At 54.1% G+C, this 25,006-nt stretch carries 20 protein-coding genes and 2 pseudogenes; 12 read left to right on the top strand and 10 right to left on the bottom strand.

Annotated elements, in window-relative coordinates:
- Positions 1-5 precede the first annotated feature (5 nt).
- Both XM38_RS21110 and XM38_RS26185 read left to right on the top strand, forming a co-directional pair.
- On the top strand, positions 6-527 hold the full coding sequence (locus XM38_RS21110) for an Hsp20/alpha crystallin family protein (RefSeq protein ID WP_080811489.1): 522 nt from the start codon (positions 6-8) through the stop codon (positions 525-527).
- A 273-nt stretch (positions 528-800) separates the two neighbouring features.
- A complete protein-coding gene (locus tag XM38_RS26185) occupies positions 801-956 on the top strand; it encodes a hypothetical protein (protein WP_187329496.1) in 156 nt (51 codons plus the stop codon).
- A 258-nt stretch (positions 957-1,214) separates the two neighbouring features.
- On the opposite strand, the pseudogene XM38_RS29195 reads toward XM38_RS26185, so the two are convergent.
- Positions 1,215-1,352: pseudogene (locus tag XM38_RS29195) on the bottom strand (sulfite oxidase-like oxidoreductase); the annotation flags it as partial.
- A 348-nt stretch (positions 1,353-1,700) separates the two neighbouring features.
- Here XM38_RS29195 and XM38_RS21100 point away from each other — a divergent pair.
- The 6 genes from XM38_RS21100 (at position 1,701) to XM38_RS21075 (ending at position 12,452) form a co-directional block, all read left to right on the top strand.
- Positions 1,701-2,183 carry a hypothetical protein gene (locus XM38_RS21100; RefSeq protein ID WP_080811491.1) on the top strand — a complete coding sequence of 161 codons (483 nt, stop codon included), beginning with the start codon at positions 1,701-1,703 and terminating at the stop codon, positions 2,181-2,183.
- Between the two features lie 169 nt (positions 2,184-2,352).
- A complete protein-coding gene (cysE, locus tag XM38_RS21095) occupies positions 2,353-3,084 on the top strand; it encodes a serine O-acetyltransferase (RefSeq protein ID WP_080811493.1) in 732 nt (243 codons plus the stop codon).
- A gap of 140 nt (positions 3,085-3,224) precedes the next feature.
- Positions 3,225-5,270, top strand: coding sequence for a cation:proton antiporter domain-containing protein (locus XM38_RS21090; protein ID WP_080811494.1), 2,046 nt, complete (start codon positions 3,225-3,227; stop codon positions 5,268-5,270).
- Positions 5,271-5,355: 85 nt separating this feature from the next.
- Positions 5,356-6,498 (top strand): calcium/sodium antiporter, encoded by a 1,143-nt coding sequence (locus tag XM38_RS21085; RefSeq protein ID WP_088430971.1) that lies wholly within the window; start codon positions 5,356-5,358, stop codon positions 6,496-6,498.
- A 62-nt stretch (positions 6,499-6,560) separates the two neighbouring features.
- Positions 6,561-8,153: an Hsp70 family protein gene (locus XM38_RS21080; RefSeq protein WP_080811496.1), complete on the top strand. Its 1,593-nt coding sequence runs from the start codon at positions 6,561-6,563 to the stop codon at positions 8,151-8,153.
- A gap of 459 nt (positions 8,154-8,612) precedes the next feature.
- Complete coding sequence (locus XM38_RS21075) at positions 8,613-12,452, top strand: SpvB/TcaC N-terminal domain-containing protein (RefSeq protein ID WP_088430969.1); 3,840 nt, start codon at positions 8,613-8,615, stop codon at positions 12,450-12,452.
- Positions 12,453-12,458: 6 nt separating this feature from the next.
- Here the strand turns inward: XM38_RS21075 and XM38_RS21070 are convergent, their stop codons facing one another.
- Entirely contained in the window at positions 12,459-13,829 is a 1,371-nt protein-coding gene (locus XM38_RS21070; protein ID WP_080805999.1) for an IS4 family transposase, read from the bottom strand.
- A gap of 71 nt (positions 13,830-13,900) precedes the next feature.
- Here XM38_RS21070 and XM38_RS28015 point away from each other — a divergent pair, with 71 nt between their 5' ends.
- Positions 13,901-14,545 (top strand): Tc toxin subunit A-related protein, encoded by a 645-nt coding sequence (locus tag XM38_RS28015; RefSeq protein ID WP_088430967.1) that lies wholly within the window; start codon positions 13,901-13,903, stop codon positions 14,543-14,545.
- Entirely contained in the window at positions 14,487-15,176 is a 690-nt protein-coding gene (locus tag XM38_RS28010) for a Tc toxin subunit A-related protein (protein WP_187329495.1), read from the top strand. The genes XM38_RS28015 and XM38_RS28010 overlap by 59 nt, the downstream gene beginning before the upstream one ends.
- Positions 15,177-15,332: 156 nt before the next feature.
- Here XM38_RS28010 and XM38_RS29190 read toward each other — a convergent pair.
- From XM38_RS29190 to XM38_RS21035, 4 genes and pseudogenes are all read right to left on the bottom strand, one after another.
- Positions 15,333-15,570, bottom strand: a pseudogene (locus XM38_RS29190) (DUF29 family protein); the annotation flags it as partial.
- A gap of 133 nt (positions 15,571-15,703) precedes the next feature.
- Positions 15,704-16,492: a DUF4058 family protein gene (locus XM38_RS21045; protein ID WP_088430965.1), complete on the bottom strand. Its 789-nt coding sequence runs from the start codon at positions 16,490-16,492 to the stop codon at positions 15,704-15,706.
- Between the two features lie 219 nt (positions 16,493-16,711).
- Positions 16,712-18,004, bottom strand: coding sequence for an MlaD family protein (locus XM38_RS21040; RefSeq protein WP_080805992.1), 1,293 nt, complete (start codon positions 18,002-18,004; stop codon positions 16,712-16,714).
- 239 nt (positions 18,005-18,243) lie between these two features.
- Complete coding sequence (locus XM38_RS21035) at positions 18,244-19,068, bottom strand: ABC transporter ATP-binding protein (protein ID WP_080805991.1); 825 nt, start codon at positions 19,066-19,068, stop codon at positions 18,244-18,246.
- 197 nt (positions 19,069-19,265) lie between these two features.
- On the opposite strand from XM38_RS21035, the gene XM38_RS21030 reads away from it, so the two are divergent.
- The gene (locus XM38_RS21030) at positions 19,266-20,651 is read left to right on the top strand and encodes a gluconeogenesis factor YvcK family protein (protein ID WP_080805989.1); all 1,386 of its coding nucleotides are present in this window, start codon (positions 19,266-19,268) and stop codon (positions 20,649-20,651) included.
- A 78-nt stretch (positions 20,652-20,729) separates the two neighbouring features.
- Here XM38_RS21030 and XM38_RS21025 read toward each other — a convergent pair whose 3' ends face one another.
- The 4 genes from XM38_RS21025 to XM38_RS21010 form a co-directional block, all read right to left on the bottom strand.
- The gene (locus XM38_RS21025) at positions 20,730-20,981 is read right to left on the bottom strand and encodes a hypothetical protein (RefSeq protein ID WP_080806101.1); all 252 of its coding nucleotides are present in this window, start codon (positions 20,979-20,981) and stop codon (positions 20,730-20,732) included.
- Between the two features lie 129 nt (positions 20,982-21,110).
- A complete protein-coding gene (locus tag XM38_RS21020) occupies positions 21,111-21,299 on the bottom strand; it encodes a hypothetical protein (protein WP_080806099.1) in 189 nt (62 codons plus the stop codon).
- A 352-nt stretch (positions 21,300-21,651) separates the two neighbouring features.
- Positions 21,652-22,071: a tetratricopeptide repeat protein gene (locus tag XM38_RS21015; protein ID WP_088430963.1), complete on the bottom strand. Its 420-nt coding sequence runs from the start codon at positions 22,069-22,071 to the stop codon at positions 21,652-21,654.
- A 203-nt stretch (positions 22,072-22,274) separates the two neighbouring features.
- A complete protein-coding gene (locus tag XM38_RS21010) occupies positions 22,275-22,628 on the bottom strand; it encodes a HesB/IscA family protein (protein WP_080805985.1) in 354 nt (117 codons plus the stop codon).
- 500 nt (positions 22,629-23,128) lie between these two features.
- Here XM38_RS21010 and XM38_RS21005 point away from each other — a divergent pair, with 500 nt between their 5' ends.
- Positions 23,129-24,829, top strand: coding sequence for a DUF6930 domain-containing protein (locus XM38_RS21005; protein WP_391540788.1), 1,701 nt, complete (start codon positions 23,129-23,131; stop codon positions 24,827-24,829).
- Positions 24,830-25,006 lie beyond the last annotated feature (177 nt).

The raw sequence follows: 25,006 nt of genomic DNA, 5'->3' as shown, positions 1-25,006 counted from the left end.
ACATCATGACTGTTCGCTACTGGAATCCTCTTTGGGAACTAGAGACAACCCGCCACCGCCGCCAATTGGATGAGCTGTTTAATCAAATCGGCCCCGCCACTTCACAGCAGTCTAAAAAGCAAATTCACTGGACTCCAGCGGCTCGATTGGTTGATCAAGGCGATGCCTATGTCCTGACCATGCTGCTGCCCGTGGTTAATCCTGATGCCATCGATATTCAGGTTAGCCGCAATGCCATTGCCATCTCTGGGGAGCGGCAGCCGACTTCCGTGGCGGCGGAGCATACCGTACTCTATGACGATATTTCCTACGGAACATTCCGTCGTGTAATCAATCTACCGGATGCCATTCAGAACACTCAGGTTCAGGCAGACTTCAATGCCGGGCACTTGACCCTAACGATGCCTAAGGCGGAAGAGGTGCGCCACAGAGTCGTGAAAGTGAATGTGGCCAACGGGGCCAAGCCAGCCATCTCCACGGCGGCGGACAACGGGGCGAGTACTGCTCAAGAGACCACTGCTCAGTAGCCTAGGATTGTTGAGTGTCTACCTGCGGGGGACCGAACTAGCCCCTCGAGGTTCAAGCTCACTGGCTGAGCAGTTACAGTAACAAGATCCCGGTAGCGGACAGGATGGATCATCTTGTCCGCCTTTTTAGGTACGCCTTTTTAGGTGGGGAGATGCGATCGCATCTCTTTTACCGATCTCACTAAACAAAGCCTATGGCGATACAGCCTTTCCTTACTGGGTGAGGTACAGCCTATCTCGTGATATCAAGGGGCTTACTTCACTCATGTCGCCATGAAACTACTGGAGCTAAAAGACAAAGTTTGGAGAGCCTGGAAGCTTTTCAACGATGCCAGTGGCGTCATCACCCAAGAAGTGACGTTTGTCCAAGACATGAAGCGTTTTGGCGATCGTCGCTACAAAGCGACCTGGATTAAAGCGCTGGCGTAGTTCACGGCCCAAGCCAGCTATGAGAGCTGCCTGGATGCTTACGTTGGAAGCATCCATAACCAGGCGGCGATCGCGACGAAGAGAGACAGTAGGCGTCTCACTAGCCCATGCTGCATTCTTGGCTCCAAACTATGAGAGTTTCGTGGGTTCTGGATTTAGCTGGGATTATCCCTTTGCCTGATCAAGTTGGTGAATCATTCCAGTCAGAAAGGCATCCCCGACACCAGTGGTATCTTTGCTCTCAACGGCAGAAGATGCTCACCGATCGCTGTAGCGCTCGACAGCCCACGGATCCCCCCGGCGGTGATAGCCGTTGCGCTCCCAAAAACCCAGAGTTTGGCCATCTAACACCTCTATGCCGTTAATCCATTTAGCGCTTTTCCAGGCATAGAGATGCTGGCTAAGTCGATGTCTCTAGTGTGGGCTAGTCCCCATTAACCAACTCACCAGCAGGCCAATGATTAACCACGTCCCCCAGTTTGGTAAATGCAGCGGTACTGCCTCAGGCAGAAGGTTGATCAGAGCAGAGAGACTCCAGTTGACCGCAATCATAATGAGTAGCCAGACCAAACTCATGGGCTCGTTATCGCGATAACGATTGTCCTTTTCGTCCTTTTCGTCCTTTTCGTTCTTTTAGATAGATAGAGGGAATGGTATCCCAGCAGACACTTGAGAGACTGTCTACGGTAACATCACTCTCCTATTAAAGCAGGGCAAGATGAGAATAGGTTTAGGAGAAACACCATGTTTAGCCACTTTAAACGATTTATGCGCGGGCCAGTACTGCTGGGATGTGCGGCCATGGTAAGCATGGCTCCTGCCCTAGCCCAAACGGCCAACTTTGGCAGCCTTACCCTAGGCACCAATAGCACCAGTGCCAGTGCCAATGGCAATACCGCTGGCTTCTTCTCGTTGTCGAATATTGCCCCTCGCGATCGCAACGGAGATCTCTGCTTAGGGTACGCCGCAGAAAATCCAGATCACATCTTGACCTTGCAACAGGATTATGAAGACCTGACCGTCCAGATCGACAGCGGCGGCAATGATACTACCCTGCTAATTCAAGGCCCCGACAACAACACTATTCGCTGCGGTAGCGACACCAGCCGCCGCAATCCCGACGCCAACGTCGTCGACAGTGGCTGGCGGGCGGGGACCTATCGAATTTGGGTCGGTTCCCACCACCAAAACCAGCGCTACGAATACACCATTACTGTTTCTCCCTAGGGCCATCAATGCCTGCCCGCTGCACGCTAAGATAGACCTTGATTTGGATAAAACTTGTTCAAGTCTAGACCTGGAGGTTTGCTTAAGGAAAATCTCCGGCCCCTGAGTGGGACTTGACACTTAGGCAATCCTATACAAATTGGCCAGACAGATCGGCGAGGCAAGGCTTGTGCTAAAGACCCTAGCGGAAGACTTTCGAATCATCTTCGAGCGAGACCCGGCGGCTCGCAACTGGCTAGAGGTATTGTTTTGCTATCCAGGGCTGCAGGCACTTCTATTTCATCGTATTGCCCACGGGCTCTGGGGAGTGAAGCTACCTCTAATTCCCCGCCTGCTATCTCATGTCGCTCGGTTTCTCACCGGCATCGAAATCCATCCCGGTGCCACCATTGGTCGCGGCGTCTTCATCGACCATGGCATGGGGGTGGTAATCGGCGAGACCACCATTATCGGCAACTATGTCTTGATCTACCAAGGCGTCACCCTAGGAGGGACCGGCAAGGAAAGCGGCAAGCGCCATCCCACCTTAGGAAACCATGTAGTCGTCGGGGCTGGGGCCAAGGTGCTGGGTAACATTTGCATCGGAGACCATGCCCGCGTCGGGGCTGGGTCGGTGGTATTGCGAGAAGTGCCGGCTGACTGCACTGTCGTGGGGGTTCCTGGCCGTATTGTTTATCGCGGTAGCGAGCGAGTTGATCCCCTGGAGCATGGTCGTCTACCTGACTCTGAAGCCCAGGTGATTCGAGCCCTAGTCGACCGTATCGAATCTTTAGAGCAACAACTGGACACTCTGCGCGCCCAGACCCAGGTACCTGTCAGGGTAGGAGCCCACGCCAGCAAAGACAGCTGTCGTCTTCGAGATCGGGCCATCGAAGAATTCCTGGATGGCTCTGGCATCTGACGAACTGGGGAACCGTTCTTCAGGAGGTTAACAACAGGTTGGGAGAGGTCATCGGTCGGGAGAAATCACCCGACCAAGTCCAACTTGGAACATGGTGGGCTGGATTCGCCTTGCCAATCAAATTCATCTAGGGCTCGACTATGGATTTGGTGCTCTCGTTTTTCTATGACAACCCTCTGGGACCGTTTACGCTGCTGCTGGCCATCATTTTGACGGTGCCACCGTTAATTAAACAGCTGCATCTACCGGATCTGGTGGGGTTACTCCTAGCGGGGGTTGTTTTTGGTCCCAATGGATTGGGCTGGCTCAGTTCTGAGTCAGAAACCATGACCTTACTATCGGATATCGGGGTAATCTATCTGCTGTTTGTGGCTGGCCTAGAGATCGAACTGGAGGAGTTTCGCAAACTACGCCACCGGGCCTTGGGGTTTGGCAGTCTCACCTTTGCCCTGCCGCTGATTGTCGGTAGCCTAATTGGCCGTTTATCTGGGCTGGGCTGGACTGCATCGATTTTACTGGGCTCTTTATTGTCTTCCCATACGCCATTGGGGTACTCGATTGTGCGGCGGCTAGGGGTGGCTGGCAATGAAGCCGTGGTGGTGACCATTGGCGGCACAATTCTGACTGATATCGCCGCGTTGCTAGTGCTGGCCCTGTGTACCGCCCTCAATGCCGGTGAATTGACCGTGCAGAGAGGTCTGGTGATGGTGATGGCCATTGCTTTGTACGTGGTGGTGGTATTAGTCGGGGTCACTCGAGTGGGGCAGGCATTCCTGCGGCGTTCTCGCGAAGATGAGGGCAATCAGTTTTTATTCATTCTGTTGGCCCTCTTTTTGGCGGCAGTAGGGGCTCAAATCGTTGGGGTGGAAAAAATTGTCGGCGCCTTTTTAGCCGGATTGGCTGTGAACCATGTGCTCAAGGAAGGGCCAGTCAAGGAAAAGGTGGTGTTTGTGGGTAGCGTGCTGTTCATCCCCATCTTTTTTGTGGATATGGGGCTGTTGATCGATTTGCCGGCTTTTTTGAAGACGCTGACCTCCATCTGGCTCTGTTTGAGTATTGTGGTAGGGCTGATGGCTAGTAAGTTCCTGGCGGCTCTCTGCAGTCGCTATTGGTATCACTATAGCTGGCCACAGATGTTCACCATGTGGTCTCTGTCGCTACCCCAGGTGGCGGCTACTCTGGCGGCCACCTTGGTGGGATATCGAGTGGGGCTATTGGACGAGCGCATTCTCAACAGTGTGCTGGTGATGATGCTGATTACAGCCATCTTGGGACCATTTATCACAGCCCAGGCAGCAGTGAGGTTATCCCCACCCCCCTTAGCTTTACCCTTGTCCCCGGCTATGTCCTTGGCGTCTCCCCATCGGAAGACCCTAACGGTGCTGGTTCCCATCGCCAATCCCTTGACAGAGGCCGGCCTGATTCAACTGGGTGCCCTATTACGGGGAGAGGCCGGTCGGCTAATTGCCCTGTCGGTGGTGACTGCTAGCTCCTGGTTAGACGACGACGCTGTTAACGATGGCATTGCCCGCAGTCAGCAATTGTTGCAGCGGGCTGAAACCCTAGCCCGGCCGTTTGGCACGCCGATTGAAAGTATTATCCGTATTGATGATGATCCGGTCTTGGGCATTTGTCGGACCAGTCGAGAACAACAGGCTGATTTGATTGTCATGGGATGGAGCGAGTGGGATACCTTACAGGCTCGTCTGTTGGGGAACGTGATTGACGGGGTATTACGCAATGCTCATTGCCCTGTAGCCATGACCCGACTACTGGACAACCCTAGTCATCTGCGGCGCTTGCTGGTGCCGATCAAAGCCTTAGTTCCCCAATCGATTCAGGTCATGAATCTGGGCCAGCAGCTGGCTGTGGCCAATCAGGCTAAATTGACTTTACTCCATGTCTATGATCCTCGGACGCCTGACTCCCAGATTACGGATTTCAGGACGCAGCTCTCCCAATTGGTGGCAGACTCGACTACTCCCCTGGAAATAGACATCACATTAGTGGCGGATACCGCGGTTATTCCAGTAATTCTGCGCCTGTCGTGCCACTACGATCTCGTGCTGGTAGGCTCGATGCGTCATCATGCCAGTAGCAGTCTGCTGACGAGCAGTGATGGGTCAGCTCAGTGGGTGCAGGAACTGGGATGCTCGGTCATGATGGTAGGCAATCTCCGGGCCTGAGGCTTGAGGGGCAGGCGAAACCTCTGGAAATCATGGGAAGCTAGGAAATGCTTCTTATGTACTGCAGCAGTGACTCATTAGCTTTATGACTATCTACGCCATCCTTGCCTTGCTTAGTGGTGGTTTACTGCTGCTATTGGGAGCGGAGTGTCTGGTCAGGGGGGCTGCCCGCTTGGCTATTTTGATTGGGTTATCTCCCTTGGTCATCGGCCTCACCATCGTGGCCTATGGCACTAGTGCGCCGGAACTGGCTGTTAGTATTCAGGCGGCTTTGGCTAATCAAGGGGACATTGCCCTGGGTAATGTCTTGGGCAGCAATATTTTTAATGTGCTGATGATATTGGGGCTATCGGCGGTGGCCATGCCGTTGACGGTGGCGCAGCAGTTGATTCGATTAGATGTGCCAATTTTGATTGGGGTGTCTGGTCTGCTGTTGCTGTTTGCCCTAGATGGCACTCTCCATGCTTCAGACGGCGTCATCCTACTCGGGGGCAGCATTGTCTACACGCTGTTTTTGGTGGTGCAGAGTCGCGGGGAGCAAGATTGTCAGGTTCAGGCGGAATATGCCGAGGCTTATGGCCGTGGTAAACCCTCTCTACGGGCTTGGGTGATCAATCCGTTATTGGTGGTGATTGGGGGTAGCTTTTTGGTGGTAGGCTCCCGGCTGCTGGTACGGGGGGCGGTTGCGATCGCACAGGGGTTGGGCCTGAGTGAATTAGTGATCGGCTTGACCATCATTGCTGCTGGCACGTCCCTGCCGGAATTGGCCACCTCAGTAGTGGCCAGTCTACGGGGCGAGCGCGATATCGCCGTCGGCAATGTGATCGGCAGTAATATTTTCAATATTCTCTCGGTGTTGGGGGCAGCAGCTGTATTTTCCTGGGATGGTATTCCGGTGGCGGCATCGGCCTTGCGATTTGACCTGCCCATCGTGGTGGTCGTGGCGGTGGCCTGTTTGCCCATTTTCGCCACGGGCAATGTCATTTCCCGTTGGGAGGGGCTGTTGTTTTTAGGTTATTACGTGGCCTACAGTGCCTATTTAATCTTTCGCGCCGCAGACTATGAGCACATCGCCCTATTCAGTCGAGTCATGTTGCTCTTTGTCATCCCCCTCACGCTGATTACGGTGGTGACAATCGCATGGCGATGGCTGGGTCGAGAACGGCAGCCAAGCCCCCCGGCAGTAGAGTCCCCCCCATCGCAACCACAAGATACTCCCAGGCACTGACTCGATGATCCCCGAATTTGATAGGTTAGGGAATATTCATCTGCAGTCAGTTCGCTGCGCCTATGACCATCGCCATTGATTTCGGAACCAGTAATACCGTTGTCGCCCGTTGGAATGCGGTTACTCAGCAGTCTGAGATTCTATCGCTGCCAGCCATTAGCCAGGTCTTGGGAGCGAATCCACCGCTGATCCCCAGTCTGGTCTATGTTGAGTCGGTGGCCAATGAGCATGTGCTCATTGGCCAGGCGGTCCGTGACCGCGGTCTAGATCAGGGAGCAGACGCTCGCTTTTTTCGCAACTTCAAGCGGGGCATCGGCACCGACATTCAGGGCTTCTTGCCAGAACTGGAAGGCCAGGCGATTCGGTTTGAGCAGGTGGGGCAGTGGTTTCTAGAGCGCGTGATCGAGCAGGCGATGGCGGCAGCGGGGGAGGCGTCGTCTCTGGTGATGACGGTGCCGGTGGATAGTTTTGAGGCCTATCGCCATTGGTTGGGGGATCTCTGTCGTGGGCTGGCGGTGGAGCAGGTACGGCTGTTGGATGAGCCGACGGCGGCGGCTTTGGGGTATGGACTCACCGGCAAGCGGACGTTGCTGGTGATTGACTTTGGCGGCGGTACCTTGGACTTCTCCCTGGTACAGCTGCAGCTGCCAGAGGATCGTAAGCCCTTGGGATTCATTTTGAAGTGGGGGCAAGCCTCGCTGGCGGAGCGGTCGGGGCAACGGGTGCAGGTGGCTCGGGTGCTGGCTAAGGCCGCCGAAAACCTGGGCGGCGCCGATATCGATCATTGGTTGGCCGATTACTTTCACACCACTCAGGCGGTGCCCCTGTCGCCCCTGACGCTGCGGTTGGTGGAACGCTTAAAGATTCAACTGTCGACCCAGGAGGAGGCCAGGGAGGCCTACTTCGACGATGAGACCCTGGAGAGTTACGACCTGGCCTTGACGCGATCGCATCTAGAACAGATTTTGCACCGGCAGGGATTTTTCCAACGCCTAGATGAGCGCATGAACCAGGTGTTGCAACAGGCTCGCCGCCAGGGGATCGCTCCCGAGGACATCGAAGCGGTGGCCCTGGTGGGGGGCACGGCCCAGATGCCTGCGGTCCAGGCTTGGGTGCAGCAGTATTTTGACTCAGAGCGGCTGCGCTGTGAGCGTCCCTTCCAGGCCATTGCCGAAGGGGCTCTGCAGCTGTATCAGGGCACCAAGATCGAAGATTTTCTCTACCACAGTTATGGCATTCGCTATTGGGATCGGCGCCAGAACCGCCATGGTTGGCATCCGATCATCAAGCAGGGGCAAGCCTATCCCATGGAGCAGCCGGTGGAGCTGCTGCTGGGGGCCTCTGCCGAGAAGCAACCCAGCATCGAGTTGGTGCTGGGGGAGCTGGGGGATGAAACCCCCACGATGGAGGTGTATTTCGAACAGAATCGGCTAGTGACGCGCCCCATAGCAGGCAATAGCACGAATGTGCAGCCTCTCAATGATCGCAACGGCCGTCGCACCATCGCCCGCCTGGAACCGCCTGGGGTGCCGGGATGCGATCGCATCCGAGTGCAGTTTTGGGTAGATGCCGACCGCCGCCTCTGCATCACCGTTGATGATCTGCTCACCCACGAGACCCTACTGCGCAATCAACCCGTGGTGCAGCTGCGATAGGCTGACGCCGAAAGCCAGGCTTACGGAGGCAAAAGGCGGCTTGAATTGGGAAAGGTAGGGCTTTGCGCTTCCACGATTCATGCGACAAAGCCTCATTTTTAAGTCATTTCGAATAATATCCGAATAAAAATTTTTGTGTTGTCGATAATGGATCTCCATTGTCCTGAAAAGGGAATTTCTCTGTATATAAAATTACCTTTACTGAGATTACTATGCCTTGCGTGACTCAGGACAGAATCCCTAATTTTTATGTTGGCTCTGAAATCGCCTTAGGAGAAATTTAGGGTGTCTCTAGGAGAAGGGTCCTATATGCTACATGTCAACATCCATCTGTCACAGCGAGATTTCATCTTAAAGGCATTGTGCTTTTTCAGAAAAATTTTGATAGCTTGAGGCATCTCCTTGTCAGCAGTTTTCCCTTCCGGATAAGTTTTTAACTCTTCAGATTGAGGTGCTTCCGTGAGCAACAAGTCCGGAGCCTCGAATCAAATTATTTCTCTGCCTCAAGGGGGCGGAGCCCTGCACGGCATCGGCGAGACCTTTTCGCCAGACCTGCACACCGGCACAGGGAACTTTACGGTTCCCATAGCCCTGCCCCCTGGACGCAATGGGTTTCAGCCAGAGCTGAGTCTGGTCTACAGCACCGGCAATGGTAACGGCGTGTTTGGCCTGGGCTGGGGTCTCAGCATTCCTGGAGTGATGCGCAAGACGTCTAAGGGCATTCCCCGTTATGACGATCGCGACACCTTTGTTTTGTCCGGCGCAGAAGATTTGGTGCCGGTGGAGCGATCGCCCGGAATCACTCGCTACCAGCCCCGCACCGAGGGACTTTTTGCCCGCATCGAACATCACCAAGACGCCAACCACAACTATTGGAAAGTCTGGAGCAAAGACGGACTGATCAGTTATTACGGCACAGCTGAAGTTCCAGATGGGGAAACCGATCCGGCAATTATTGCCAATCCTGATTCGCTGCGCCGAGACAACGTCTTTGCCTGGAAGCTGTCTCGCACGGAAGATTCCTTTGGCAATCGCATCGAGTATGCGTATGAACGGGACTCGGGAGAAGACGGCCCCCATCACTGGGACCAGCTTTACTTGAGCCGCATTCAATATGCTGACTTTGGAGACCGAGAAGACCCGCAATTCTTAGTCTCTGTCACCTTCGAATACGAAGACCGTCTCGATCCGTTTTCGGAATATCGATCCGGGTTTGAAATCCGCATGCGCCGTCGCTGCCGGGAAATTCAGGTGTGCACCCACGCGGATGCAGAACGGCTGGTGCGGACTTATCGGTTTAGTTATTTAGACCAGCGGGATGATTTGGCAGATCTAACTCAGCGATTGCCGCTGAATGGTGTTTCCTTACTCAGTCAGGTGCAAGTTACTGGCCATGACTGGGAGCTGCAGGAAACCCTGCCAGCACTGGAGTTTGACTACAGTCGATTTGAGCCTTTAGGCAGAGACTTTTTCCCCATTGAAGGCAGAGACTTACCAGCCCAATCGCTGGCCAGCCCAGATCTGGAACTGGCTGATTTATTTGGCAATGGCCTACCGGACATCCTGGAGATGAACGGCACGGTGCGCTACTGGCGCAATCTGGGTAATGGGCGGTTTGATCTGCCCCGTGAGATGCAGACCACGCCGGGTGGTTTGACCCTGGCAGATCCCGGCGTACAGATGATTGATGCCAATGGGGATGGGCGCATTGATCTACTGGTCACCAACGAGCGACTCTCCGGCTATTTTCCCCTACGGTTTGGCGGCTTATGGGACCGCAAATCGTTCCAGAAATATGACGTGGCCCCCAGCGTTAACCTGGAGAGCCCAGATGTGCAGTTGGTCGATTTGACCGGAGATGGGGTCACCGATGCCATCCGCTCTGGCAGTCGGCTGGAGTGTTTCTTTAACGACTCCCATGGGGGCTGGACGGAGACCCGCCAAGTCAATCGGGGTGATCTAGAAGCCTTCCCCAATGTCAATTTTTCTGACCCACGGGTGAAGTGGGGCGATATGACCGGGGATGGCCTGCAGGATATTGTGCTGGTCCATGACGGCAATATCGAGTACTGGCCCAACCTGGGCTATGGCAACTGGGGCAAGCGAGTTTCCATGCGCAATAGCCCCCGCTATGTCTATGGCTATGACCCCCGGCGGATTTTGATTGGCGACATTGATGGTGATGGGCTGGATGACATTGTTTATGTCGATCACTGCAAGGTGATCCTGTGGATCAACCAGAGCGGCAATGGTTGGAGCGACCCGATTGAGATTAAGGGCACGCCCCCCGTAACTGACCTGGACGCGGTGCGGCTGGTGGATTTGCTGGGGACGGGCATCAGCGGCGTGTTGTGGAGTGCGGATGTGCGGCAGCTGGGCCGCAGCCACATGTACTTTCTGAACTTCACAGGGGGAGTCAAGCCCTACCTGCTGAATGAGATGGATAACCACATGGGGTCGCTGACTCGAGTGGGCTATCGATCGTCGATCGAGTTTTATCTGGAGGATGAGGTCCGCCCCGAAACTCGCTGGAAAACCAATCTGCCATTTCCGGTGCAGGTGGTCTCGCGGGTGGAGGTGATTGACCAGATTTCCCAGGGCAAACTGACCACGGAATATAAGTATCACCACGGCTATTGGGATGGAACCGAGCGAGAGTTTCGTGGCTTTGGTCGGGTGGAGCAGTGCGATACCGAAGTGTTTGAGGCGTACAACGACGTAGGGCTGCACGGCGAAGCTGCTCCTTTTTTATCTGTGGACGGCGATCGCACCAAATATTTCTCGCCGCCGCTCATGACAAAGACCTGGTTTCATCAGGGACCGGTGGGAGACGAGTTTGGTGAGTGGGAAGAGATTGACTACAGCGATGAGTATTGGGCAGGCGACCCGCAGGTGCTGGCGCGTCCTCAAGATGTCACAGAGTTCTTGAAAGGATTACCGCGACGAGTAAAGCGAGATGCGCTGCGGACGCTGCGAGGACAGGTGCTGCGGACAGAACTCTATGCCCTAGATGCTACGGATCGCCAAGACCGACCCTACACCGTGACGGAATCGGTAAATGGGGTGCGGGAAGAAGCACCTCCTGACCCTGCGGACAGGGAACGGCTGCATATTTTCTTCCCCTTTGGATGGGCTCAGCGCACCACCCAATGGGAGCGGGGTGAAGAGCCCATGACTCAGGTCAGCTTTACCACGGACTACGACGACTATGGGCAGTCGCGGCTGCAGGCCAGCATTGCCGTGCCGAGGGAACGAGATTTTCGAGTGGCGCAGGCCTCAGCAGAGCCCTATCTGGCGACTCAGGCGGTGATGACCTATGCCCAGCGGGACGATGCCACTCGCTACATGGTGGACCGCACAGCTCACAGCGAAACCTACGAAATTCTCAATGACGGCAGCTCACCGCTGTTTGCCCTGTGGGAGACGATTCGCACGGGAACGGTAACACGGGAGTTGATTGGCCAAAGCTTCAACTACTACGACGGCGATGCTTTCACGGGCCTGCCCCTGGGAGACCTGGGAGATTTTGGGGCGCTGGTTCGTACAGAAGCCCTGGTGCTGACAGAAACCATTCTGCAGGGGGCGTATCGCAGCGGTGACACGGTGCTGAATCCACCAGAGCTGCCGCCTTATCTACAGCCAGCGACAGTCTCGAATTGGAGTGCTGACTATCCTCAAGCTTTCCGGGATGGAGTTCCCCAGCTAGCGGGCTATGTCTTTCATGCGGGGGATGCCCATCATGAACGGGGCTATTTCGTTACCGCTGCTCGCCAGCAGTATGACTTTCAGACCAGTACCGATGGTCAAGGGCGGGGACTGTTGCAGATGACTCGTGACCCGTTGGGGCGAGATACTACCGTCACCTATGACCCATTTGAGCTGCTGCCCCTGACAGTGACTGACCCGATTGGTCTTTTTACCCAAGCGGAATACGACTACCGGGTGATGCAGCCCTCCCAGGTGATGGATCTAAACGGGAATCGGCAGGCCTTTACCTTTACACCGTTGGGATTGCTGGCCAGTACAGCCGTCATGGGGAAAGCCAACGAGGCGGTAGGAGACACCCTGGCGGTGCCCGGTACCCGACTGGTCTATAACTTTTTAGCCTTTGAGGAGCGACAGCAGCCAATTTCGGTACGCACGATTCAGCAGGAGCACCATGTCAATGACACCGATGTGCCCTTACCCCAACGGGATGATGCGATCGCAACGGTGGAGTATTCCGATGGCTTTGGGCGACTGCTGCAAACCCGAGTGCAGGCGGAGGAAAACGTCTTTGGTAGAATGGCACTGACATAAGCCGTATCAAGCAACTAGTTTAGCTTTCGCAACCGAGCGCGGTTCTTGCATTCTGGGGAACGGTTTGGGGCGACGTTTGACCACTCGGGGTTCTGAGCGGTGCGGTCGAAAAGGGATAATCAACTCCCGCACAGCGTTTAACAAGGCTTGGTAGCCTTGCGGTCGCGCAGATGGCGAGAGATGCAGCAACTCGGGTCGGAAATGATTGAATTGTTGCCGCGTGCCCTGTAGGGAGAGCCGCAAAGCCCCGACCTCGGCATCGGCGCCGGCTTCCCACATCAGCGTTCGCAGCAGATTGTAGGCCAACAAATGCACCCAAATACTTTTAGTCACCATGGTAGGGGTTTTGGCGGCAACCATCTCCATGGCTAAGGTGGTTTTGAGATGTCTGAGATTGACTTCAGCGGCTTGCCAACGCAACTGATAGAGTTGGGCCAATTTGGCTCTAGGATAGCGTTTGGGGTCTATCAAGGTGGTCACTACCACAAAGTTGCTCGGGCGAAACCCAGGGACTTGAATCGAGAGATAGACTTCGCGCACCTCAAGCGCCTCGGGCAACGCCTCAAACTCCTCCGGTGAAAGGGCATGAGGACATTTTTTCGGGCGCTGCCACCGGACGATGTGGTCGCCAATGCCTAGCTTTTTGCCGCGCCTGAAATCACAACGGCGTTGATGATGCTTGCGAAAGACGGCATCGGCTCCCATCGCGGTGACTCCAGCCAAATCGACATAGGTGCCGTAAGCCGAATCGGCCACCACCACATCCTCTGGGCACAACGTCTGATAGAGGTGACGGGCTAAGCGCCATTCACTGACCCGAAAGGGAGCCATTGCGACTTCCAATACCGCTCCTGTGGTCACACAAAACCACACTTGCAGCTTCAGGAGGGGAAAGCCACAGCCGCTCTTTTGATTACTGTGCTGGGGATACGCCCGTTGATTCACTTCGGTATCGCTCATCAAAATCGTCGTCGCATCAAACGCCCTCACGACCCGACCGCGCCACCGCTGAGCTGGGGATACCTGCGCCTGTAAAGCCGTGGCGACGCGCTTTACAAGCGGTGGAAAAATCGATTCGGGCCAGCGTTTGCGGGCTTTGCTGTAGGCGCCCGTATCCGCCGACGGCACGCTCAATCCAGCCACCCGCATCCAGGTCGTCACGCGCTTGACAGCATGGCTCAAACTGCTGTCCGAATCGAGAACTTGCGACAGCCAACTCCACAGCACCACTATCGGGGTGTAAAGCACTTGGCGATAAGTGACTCCCTGGGCCTCCAGCACCGCCTGAATCTCTGCTTCCGGCAGCACATCGCTAAACGGTAGACCGATGCTGTTCTGGTATTGCTCCTTGAGGACTGCTGCACGATTCGGCATCATAGAGACATGGTTATGGGCTTCGACGCTTTGATTCTTACAGATCAAGCGCTTGAAGCCTTTTTTGCTCTCTTATGTCAGTGCCATTCGTGTATAGCTTCTTCTTGCAGCAGGCCACATCCATGGCTAAGCTGGCCGAAAGTCAGCTGGGCTTTGAACGGCAAGAGACACCGCCAGCCTTTATTCAGGCCGACTATTGGGAAGCCCCCGCCGGCATGGAAATCGGAGGCGACCCCCACAGCGCCGCTCCTGATCGGCGTGGCCTGACCGGCTCAGCCCGGCTCCTGCAAGATATTGAACAGCTCGATCTCTACGCCTTTGAAACCAACCAGCGCAAACTCCAGCTCACCAAAACCCTTTCCCTGGTACAGCTATCACCCGGTGAGTTCCAGATCTTTCGCGAGACTGGTGTGCTGCCCTTCGCAACCGCTATGGAATACTTCGACCGGGATTTTCCGGGGCATTATCTCCGCCTCATCACTCGGGTCCGAACTTCCGTGGTTGCTCTAATTACCCCCACAGATGGCATCCACGCGACCCTATCCACGACTGGCTTATCCCGCGTAGTCATCGGCGGCACCGGGTTCTACCAAAAGATTCCCGTTAAGCGTCCCCCCGAGTCCGTAGCCCTGACGGCAGCCATCAACGCCACCGGGTTATTTGAAACTCACGCCCCAGCCTCAGGACATGTTGTTGCCCTTCGAAGGTATGGGCGTTGATACGTTGTGGGAACTACGCTTACCCAAAGCTGCCAACCGATTCGATTTCAGCACAATAGCCGATGTCCTCTTCACCATCGAATACACCGCCCTCGATAGCTTTGACTATCGCCAACAGGTTATTCAAGAATTGGGCGATCGGTTTAGTGGCGATCGCGCCTTCAGCTTCCGCAACGACTTCGCCGATCAGTGGTACGACCTCAACAATCCCGATTGCACCGCTACCCCCATGGCGGTCCGATTCGAGCTTCAACGCTCTGACTTTCCCCCCAACCTCGATAACCTCAAAATTCAGCATGTTCTGCTCTACTTTGTGCGCAAAGACGGCGAAACCTTTGAAGTACCTGTCGGTCACCTACACTTCACCGAGCAAAACGGTATCGGCAAACTTGGCGGTGGGGCGCAATCTATCGACGGTATCATCAGCACTCGCCGAGGCAACGCTGGAAGCTGGCTCGCCATGTTGGGCAAATCGCCCTTCGGTGAATGGGAGTTGGCCTTTTCCGACGCTCCTGGAGTCATCGTTTTGCCGAATGGTTTAAGAGTCCGCGAGCTATTCGAGCAAGAGCTGATCGAAGACATTCTCTTCGTTGTCACCTTTAAGGGCGCCACCCCAGAATGGCCGACCTAGAAACAGACTACTTATCAAGCATTGCAAAACGAGGGGTTTCTCTTTTATAGCGCTGGCCAGTCAGCTTAGACATGGTTGATCGTCCAATAGCCCGGCTGACTGGCTCGCCACCGCACAAAGCATTGTGGCGATGGCTATACTGAGTAGACTCCATATTCACAGTCCGAAAAAGTCCTCGTCCAGGATTTGTGCGATCGCAAACGGACAGGCTATTGAGTACTCACGTTCATCAGGCATCCGCACTCCCAACTTTGCCAGCTGACCTGCTTTAATCGCGAGCTTACGAGCACTGGGATAAGCTTGCTCCACAGCCTTTTCTAAATAGCTTTTCAAGGGGGGGGGTGTTTTCCAAATTGTCTAGCACCCGTTGACGATGCTCTAGCACCGAGCTATACTAACTACCTTTCATCATCAGTCTATCTCTGTTCAAAATCACCCCCTTGAAGACAGCGCAATTCCAACAGCCCTAAGCCAAACTCAGTAAGATGGGCCAAAATCAAATCATCAGCCTTATCGTTTGCAAGCACCTAAGCCGATCGCAGCCCTTTTTCCCGGAGTAAACCATCCATCCAGGTAGCGAATTCCTGCGAGAGCGGTGGCAGGGGTTCAGTGGTGTAATCAATAAAGTAGTCGTAGCCTGATCGCCCATAAATATCAGTCAAGAGTGCCTGAAGTGACACTGTCGGTTCTTCATCTTCAGCCTGTAGCGGCAGCGTAAACACCGGAATCGGGTCAGGTAAGTCAAACGCATACAGATCAGCCATGGGGCGCTGGTCAGCACGACTCACCAAAATTCGATAATGGCTGGGTACATCCATCCCCAAGGTTGGTAAAGGATTGCCCCCGCGTAAAAGGTCAATCTCAACGAGATGAGTGCGACTACTTAAAACTTGCTGGCGCTTTTGCTCATATTTTTGTCGTCCTTCTCCCTGCTTATTACTGGGGGACAAAATTTCAATGGCAGTGATGACCGCCTGGGTTGCTACCTCTTTAACTTCTAGATAGGCCTCGCGCACTTCTTCCGACATGGGCACGATGACCTTAACTGGCTCCCCTGCAGGCTGAGAAACGATTACATTACCTGGCTGTTCTGGGGCAGGGCGGCGAGGCCGTTGCACTGACACATCAGGTCGCCCCACCAGCAGCGAATTAGCGCCTATGATTTCATAGACGCGTTTCTCAATATCAACCTGGTACTTGGGCAACAGTTGCGGCGTCAGTGCATCCGCCAGCGCTACAATCAAGCGGTTATGTACTGTTGACCACCGATCCGGGTGCTCTAGGTAGGGATTCATTCCAGGACAAGGGGAGGGCATCGGAAATATCCCCAGTTGAGGTCTACTGTTCTTTTAGAATAACCATCTAACCACAGCCGATTTAGAAATTGCTACTCTCATCCTACCTAGCTCCTGTTCAAAGGGACCTAGTTCCCCCCGCCGTTGAAATCTCTGCTGAGATCTCCCACAAGTTGCCCTTCAGGCCATCTTTCTCTCCCCGCCTCTGGCACAGAGCCAGTATACCCCTTGAGATACTCTCTACTGGGAAGATGGCTTGGTGGACCGTTGTGGCTGTCGATGCGATCGCGTCAAGCGATAGGGCTGCCCTCGGTAGGTAATCACCATCGACGGCTGATTCTGCTGATCTGCCTCGGAGATGGGCTGGGTTAAGGGCGTTGCCATCAAGGTCAAGGCAGCCATAGACTGGCCCTCGGCTGGAGTCAGGAGGTGAGCCAACTGTACCTCTCGTTCCAAGGTTTCTGTGGTCGAAACCAAGCCACTCAGCCCATTGATCAAGTCCCGGACATTATTACGAAAAGTAGGATCCCCAGTCAGTTCATCCACATCCGCCATAATTTTCTGAGCACTCTGAAACACATCCCGGGCCGATTCCAGGGTCTGCTGCAGCATCAGCAAGTTGGCCGGGGTATTAAACGCCGCCGTAATCTCCTGCAAATCAGCCGATGCCGATGCCGCGTTGGCCGAGAGCGTTTCCAGATTCTGCAACAAGTCTCCCCCCTGCACAGCTGGCTGCAGGGTTTCCAAAATCGCCAGCAAGCGCTCACTGCTCCGATTAATATTCACCAGAGTGGTACTGATATTGGTGCGATTGCTAGTCAGCAGGCGGTTCGCCTCCGTCGCTGTCAGTTCAACCTGCTTGGCTGCCACACTGGTAGACTCCGTGGCTTGGCGGGCCGAAGCGGCTAGGGGACCCAACTCTGAGCCCAAGGTTTCTGTCAATACCGTCAACTCATCGGTGAATCCAATCATTTTCTCGGTCAGGGCAGCGGTATTATCCAGAGTTGCCTTGAGACTCAACCGCAGTTCTGGATCCGTTAATACTCGGGTCAACTCCTCAGTGGAGCGCAATAGCGCCTCATAACTCACGCCAATCTGCCCTGGCAACCGATCTCCCTGGCAAATAATCACCTCGCTATTGCAATCACGACTGCGGGGCATCATGGCCAATTCATCCTCAGTCAACTGAGCCACAGGGGTAATGTCCACAGTGGTTTCGCCGATAAATCCCGACTGATTAGCCTCAATCCGAACATCATTGGGAATACGCAAATCAGCTCGAGTGATCTCCACCGCCACCTCAATGCGATTGGCCGTCGGCTGAATCTCCAAGACCCGACCCACCGTTACCCCCCGATAGCGAACCGCGGTGCCAGGTTGCATCCCCAGAGTATTCTCAAAAATGACGGTGAATTGATAGTTGCGGTTGGCCGGATTAATGCCCCGTAACCACAGCACTAATCCCACCAATATTCCAATCCCAAGCAAGAGTAACAACCCCACCGATCCCTGTCGCACCGCCTGTGGCCGCATATAACCTCCTACCGTGGTGTGTTTCCCCTGTTAGTCGGCATCCGTCTCTTCCAGAAGAACCCATTGCTATCTCGGTCAACCTACCATTAAGACATCCCCTTTCAGAGTTAATTGCCGAGAAAATCTTAGCGGACTGTCAAAGCCAGCTCTATAGAGAATTTAAGCAAGCTTTTACCGACGGTCGCCCTGATCTTGACAGCCTCAGTGCATGGCCTAGCAGTGTGCACATCACCTCTCAGTCAAGTGGCGAGTTGAATTGGTCCCTCCACCCTACCGCTGAAAAATTGGCGGACATAGGGGTTATCCGTGGTATCGATGTCCTGCACCGGACCACTCCAGCAGATTTTACCCCGATGCAGAAAAATTACCCGATCCGCCGTTCGTCGAATTGTACTGTCCTGGTGAGTCACGATGATATAAGAGCCACAGCCTCGGTGACGGTGAATCCCGCGAATCAAATCTTCGATCACCGTCGAAGCAACCGGATCCAGCCCAGCAGTAGGCTCATCGTAAAGGAGTAACTCTGGATGATCCGCTGGGTTATTGGGATTAGACATAATCGCCCTAGCAAAACTCACCCGCTTACGCATACCACCTGACAACTGGGCCGGATACTGATCGGCGATTCCAGGCAGCCCTACCATGTCTAAGACCTCATCCACCAATCGTCGAATCTCATCGGGGCTTAGATTCGAGTGTTGGTAGAGTAAGAAGCCAACATTTTCCTCCACCGTCAGGGAGTCAAAGAGAGCTGCCTGCTGAAACACCATGCCAATACCAACGGGATCTTGGGCATCTTCGATCAGCCCCAGTCGTTTCTGGCCCTTGATGTATATGTCTCCGGCATCTCTATGCAATAATCCAGCAATGATCCGCAAAATGGTCGACTTACCAGTGCCAGATGGCCCGATGATAGCAACCGCTTCACCATAGTTCACCGTCAGGCTAACCTGGTTCAGTACCTTATTCGGCCCAAAGCTTTTAGAAATACCTTGCAGCTCTAGAAGGGGCTTCTCTTGCCCGCAGTCTTGGGACGGGGTCAGGGAAAATGACGGTTGCGCCATAGCGATCTAACCAACGGATAGACAGGATTTTAGGCATTGGCCGGAGGTTGCCCAATTACTTGCCTTGACTTTACCAAATGCTCGATAGAATCGGGGGGGCATGCGGGTATGGTCGCCATGGCTACACTTGCTATCGCCCCCTTCCTGCCTGAATACTCGCCTGTGTCGATGGCAACCTAGGTTGCCCCTTGATTGCAATGTTTGGTTCCAAAGTCTTGCTCAAGTTGATGACCCGATTTTTTCGTGGGCTACGGCACCGACGCCGAAATAGATATCCTCTGGTTGTTCCCCGCCGCCGTCATCGCTGGTTTAAGTGGCTCACTCCCGGTTTATTTGTCAAACGGTGGCTCTTGCTGAGCGTTGGTGGAGTCCTCTTAGTGGGATTGGGGACATTGATCACCTTGAAGCTGACGCCAATTTTCTACACCGTACAGCTGTTGGGGGCCACCCTGAGGGTCATCACGAGTGTGATTCCTAATTTCGTCAGTGGCCCCTTGGCGATTCTCTGTGGGTTGCTGTTAATTCTCTGGGGACAGACCCGCACCCTGGGGGCCATGTCTAATGTCTTGATGCCAGGCAATGAAGAAGACCTAGTAGACGTGTTGTATGCCCAACGGCGACTGTCTCGCGGCCCCAAAATTGTCGTACTAGGGGGAGGGACTGGGCTCTCTAACCTGTTACGGGGACTCAAACATTACAGCTCTAATATCACTGCCATTGTTACCGTAGCCGATGATGGCGGATCCTCGGGCCGACTTCGGCGAGAGATTGGCGTGTTACCACCGGGGGACATTCGCAGCTGTCTAGCGGCCCTAGCCGACGAAGAAAAACTGTTAACAGAACTCTTCCAATATCGGTTTCGCGCTGGCAATGGCTTAGTCGGTCACAGCTTTGGCAATCTCTTTCTGACCGCCATGAACGAAATCACCGGCGACCTAGAGCAGGCCATTGCCGCTAGCTCTAAAGTCCTGGCGGTGAGGGGGCAGGTCTTACCCTCCACCCTCAGCGATGTAAGGCTATGGGTAGAGTTAAGCGACGGTCGTCGCATTGAAGGAGAATCAAACATTGCTGATGCCCGCGGACGCATCGTACAGATCGGATGCAGCCCTGTAGATCCCCCAGCATTGCCCCGGGCTTTGAAGGCGATCCAGGAAGCCGATTACATCATCATTGGCCCTGGTAGCCTCTACACCAGTATTATCCCCAATTTGCTCGTGCCTGATATTGTCAATGCCATTGCTGAACAGGCCGTGCCTCGGATCTATGTCTGCAACATCATGACCGAACCAGGGGAGACCGATAACTTCGCTGTATCTGATCATATTCGAGCCCTAGATCAGGCCTGTCGCCGCCCCTTGTTTGATGCTGTGTTAGTGCAGAAAAAACCCCCATCCCTCCATGTCACCGCCCATTATGCCAAGGAGGGCTCTGTGCCTGTGGAATTAGATCGTGAAGCCATTCTCGAATCGGGGCGCCGTATCGTCATTGCCAATGTCATGGAGGAAAATCTCAATGGCACCATCCGCCACCATCCCTACCGCTTAGCTCGCATGCTACTGCGCTGGTATTCTCGGGCCAAATAACCCTGGCCCGAGTTTAAACTCGACGGTTATATTTATTAGGATTTCCCGTTCCGCCTGCTTACTTCTGTTTTGGTATATTTATCCATCCCTAAACACCGAAAGTTTTCGAGATATCCAGCCAGCAACACCACTGAGGATAGCGCCGCCGATCAGTAGGCTAATGGCCGGCAAAAATAGAGGATCCCAAAGGCTGTACCAAAGCCTCAACCCTAGATCGAGGGCGAAACTGCGGCCAATCACTGCCACCACTAACCATCCGAAACTGGCCAGCACTAGAAAGAAGTCTAGTACCAGTAGCCAGTTGAGGCCTCTTAATAATTGCTCTTTCATGGCTAACTCTGTAGCAGTGGAGCCAATTTTAGCATTGCAGGTGGATAGACAAAAAATATGGCTGTACCGAAGGAACAGCCAGATAAGAAGCATTGATTTTTGCCTGAAATTAATCTTGAGCAGGCATGTCTACTCTACGTCAGTGACCTGAGAAACCTTTAAATTATCTGGATCGACATAGTGGCAAACTACATCATCCAAGCAAATCAATGCCCAACCTGACGATTCAACTCCCATAAGTTGATAGGCAGCTTCTTGCACAAAAAACCCCTTGTGATTGCGGGTTTCTGGCTTGACTTCTACAGAACGTCCAACCATAGCCATTTTAACTCCAAGCACAACAACCAACACTAACTAATGAAAAACATCTGGCAGCTTCTCAAGACATGAGACTGAACTCATTGGCTTGATGGCTTCCAGAGGATAAGCAGGCAACAAACAGAAAATTTTATTGCTTAGTTGATAGAATCTTATCATTGCCCCTCTGAGAATTTCATTAAGTTATTTTTTTGAATGTTACATAAGTCCATGCTTCAACACGAACCGGCTGAGGCGTCAAGGCCATAAAAACCGGGGGATTGCGATTGTCACCCCCCAGTTCAAGGCCTCATGTCTGTTAAGAATGCCTCTGTTTTTAATACTTTTTAACCTGAACATTGACAGGCTTAGGCTACTCAAATAGCCAGTGCTGTACCCGCATCAGACTAGCCCAGTTAGGGCGTCTCTCTAAGCCATCTGCCAGGCTTTTTTGGACATCGTCCCGCAGCTCTGGAACAGTCGCTAGTACTTGGGCCGCGGTTTCTACATGGTTCCGTACCCCTGTTTTCCCTGCCTCTAACATGGCGATGGCTAAGTTGACTCGGGCTTGGGGATCGTTACCGTTCAGCTTGACAGCGCGTTGAGCTGCCTTGAGGGCTGAATTGGGTCTGTCTTCTAAGAGATAGAGCCAGGCCAAACAGGTTTGGGCCGCGCTATTTTTGGGGGCGCGATCGCATATCTGCTTAAACACGGGGATCAGATCGGCGACGGGTTCGCCAGCTTTGTAGCGTTCAATGGCCTGATCAAAGAGATCTGAAGAAGTCTCAGTCATGGTTCCTTGCGATGAATTAGGATCTCAATCTATTACAGCAGACTCAGAGGGGAGCCAGAACTCAGAACGCCCGGCACCACTGCCTAGAGAACCCAACCCTCTTCACCCTATGCCCTCCGGCCAGGCCACTCTAGACATAAAAAAATGGGGAAAGACGTGAATCCTTCTTTCCCCGAGTCGTCCTAGCTGTTTAGACAGAGAGCTTAAGCGCCGAAGGACTTACCACAGCCACACGTCTGGGTGGCATTGGGATTGGTGAACTGGAACCCCCCTCCGATTAGGGCGTTGCTGTAGTCCAGCATGAGGCCGTAGAGGTACAACAGGCTTTTGCGATCGCAGACCACCTTAAACCCGTCGTAGTCATAGACCTCATCGTGTTCCGTGACGTTTTGGGGATCTTCAAAGTCCATCATGTAAGACATCCCGGAACAGCCCCCTTGACGGACACCCACCCGCAGGTAGAGGTCGGTGCCCTGTTGTTCCCGTAATGCCAGCACGTGCTTCAGGGCCGCTTCTGACATTTGAATGCCTGGTTGCGATTGGGTTGTCTGTGTCATCAGGCCTAAAAAGACTCCTCAACAAAGCAGCAGAGAAAACAGCGAACAAATAATCTTTGGAACCTACGCCAGAAGGTCAACTTCGGGGTAGGCTTGACGCCACGCGTCTAACCTTAGCGCTCAGGCGTTCGAGTTATGCATTTAACTACCAATTTTATCGCTAATCTTAATCACCAGGGGGCTAAACACCGAGCTTCTATCAGTTTAGCTCAGAGAAACTGGAAGCCTTCAGGAAAGCGTTGAAATCGGAACGCTCAGGCGGCTCTTTGCTGAGGCATTGAGTCGCCTCCCAGCTCCTGAATGGGGTGCCTTCCAGAGGAGTTGACTCCTAGTAGCCCACCCAATCGTCGTTATCATAGGCATTCTCTATGGCTACCCCGCCACAATGCCTATGTAAAGATTGCCTATGCAAAGATTGAAGAGTCAACTGCGTAGGGAGGCAACAACGGCATATTTTCCTATAGGGATTATGCGTTTTTTGCCCATGGACTTTACTATAAATGTCTTGTCGTCACTGCTGCCGAGCGTTCTTCATGAGCACCCTGAACCGATCCACCAGTCAACGTCTGCAGCGTCTCCCCAAGTTGCCTAGTGTTTGGGAAGGAGATCGGTGCTCAATGACGGGCTCCTTAGCGGCTCAGTTTGATGCCAGTGACGATCATGACCCGGCGCCTACCGACTGTATTCTCTGGGTAGATGGCACCCAGGGAACCGTACGATCCCTGGCCATTGTGCCCACCGACGCTGGCCCTGAGGCCATGGTTCGAACCTTGCTCCAGGCCATCGAACATCCCCAAGGGGCGGCCGATCCCTGTCGTCCCCAAAAAATTGTTGTCCGCGATCGCGAGCTGCAATTCTACCTGAGAGGAGTATTGCAGGACTTAGACATTACCGTTGACTATGGACCAGCCCTGCCGTTAATCGATGAACTCTTCCAGCAGTTGCAGCAACAGGTCCTGCCAGAGCGCCCCAACCTACCGGAACCCTATGCCCAGGACCTCATGGCTACAGCCATGGCCATGTGGGATATTGCCCCCTGGCAGGTGCTGAACGAACAACAAATCTTGGCCGTTGAGATCAATGCCTGGGAGGTTGATACCCTTTATGTCTCTACCTTGGGCATGGCTGGGGTGGAATACGGATTGCTGCTATATCGGTCTGTGACATCCCTGCGACAATTTCGCCAACGGGTGCTGAGTGGCAGCCAATCCACCAAGCAGATGCAAGAGGCGTTCCTAGAGCAGGATTGCCTATTTCTCAATTTTGAACTCTTAGACGCCGATGATGGCTGGTTCAGCTTGCCCCAGACTGTCACCACGCCAGGGCCAGATGCGGTTCAGCCGGAGTTCGGCAGCCTGCACCCCCTAGAAGGGCTGCGCAATCATTTGGAAGTGGAAGAAGCCTTCACCATGATGGTGGCCTTAGAAGCCCTGCGGCGATTTTTCAAACGCTTCTATCACAGCTTGGAGGCGGTTCCCTTTCCCACCCTAGACGGCCGTTATCGCATCGAGAATCCCGATCCCAACCTATCCCAGAAAACCCTATCGGTACTGGTCAAAACCCTACCGGCCTTGGCCCAAGAGCTGATCCAGGAAACGGAAGTGGCCCTAGGAGGCGCTGGCGACCAAGGCCAGCAGGACTTCAGCAGGACCCTGCCGGTGCTACGGGATGACTATATTCCTCAGGGATCTCTGGTGATGCTGACGAAATTGCCGGGAGACTGGTTGCAGCAGCTACGCCAGAGTCCTCAACGATATCTGCAGTCCATGGCCTTCCGGGCAGCCGCGGGAGAACGCTCCTCGCCCCAAGAGTTGCCAGTCGTGCTGATTCAGACCTCTCGCCCCAAGGCCAAGACTCTGATCGAAAACCTGCGTCATGCCCAGGGAATCCAGGCCGTGTGTTTCACCCCTGGGCACGACTTCTACAGTGGGGCAGCCTATGAGTTGGGGCTGCTACAAACTGGGGATGACGAGTTCCATCTGTTTGCTGAATATCTCAGGGATGACCCTGTCGATCGGCGCAGCCTTAGTCGCTGGTGGCAATGGCATCAAGACTATCAAGGGCATTGCGGCGTGGTCATTGCGGCCGGGGTAACTGGCAGTGCCAGTGGCAATCCCCAGCTCAAGGATCTCTGCGCTCTGTTTGAGACCCGCTCTTGTACGGCTGAGGAGCTTAACATTCCTCCCCTGGAGATGCAATAACCCATCGTCAGATCGAGATATGGCAGCTCGGAGCCGAGTGGCCTGCGGCCCCAGTTGGCCTGCCCTGCTTCAGGGCCGGAGAGGGGAGAAGCAAGGGAGAGCTGGGGGCGCCATGACTGATCGACTGCCACCATGTTGTACTGGGCGTTTAGGTGAAGCGACCCAAGGGATTACACT

Origin of the sequence: Halomicronema hongdechloris C2206 (assembly GCF_002075285.3) — a bacterium.
In the GTDB taxonomy this organism is placed as follows: Bacteria; Cyanobacteriota; Cyanobacteriia; order Phormidesmidales; family Phormidesmidaceae; genus Halomicronema_B; species Halomicronema_B hongdechloris.
This window is presented reverse-complemented; position numbering and strand designations above follow the sequence as displayed.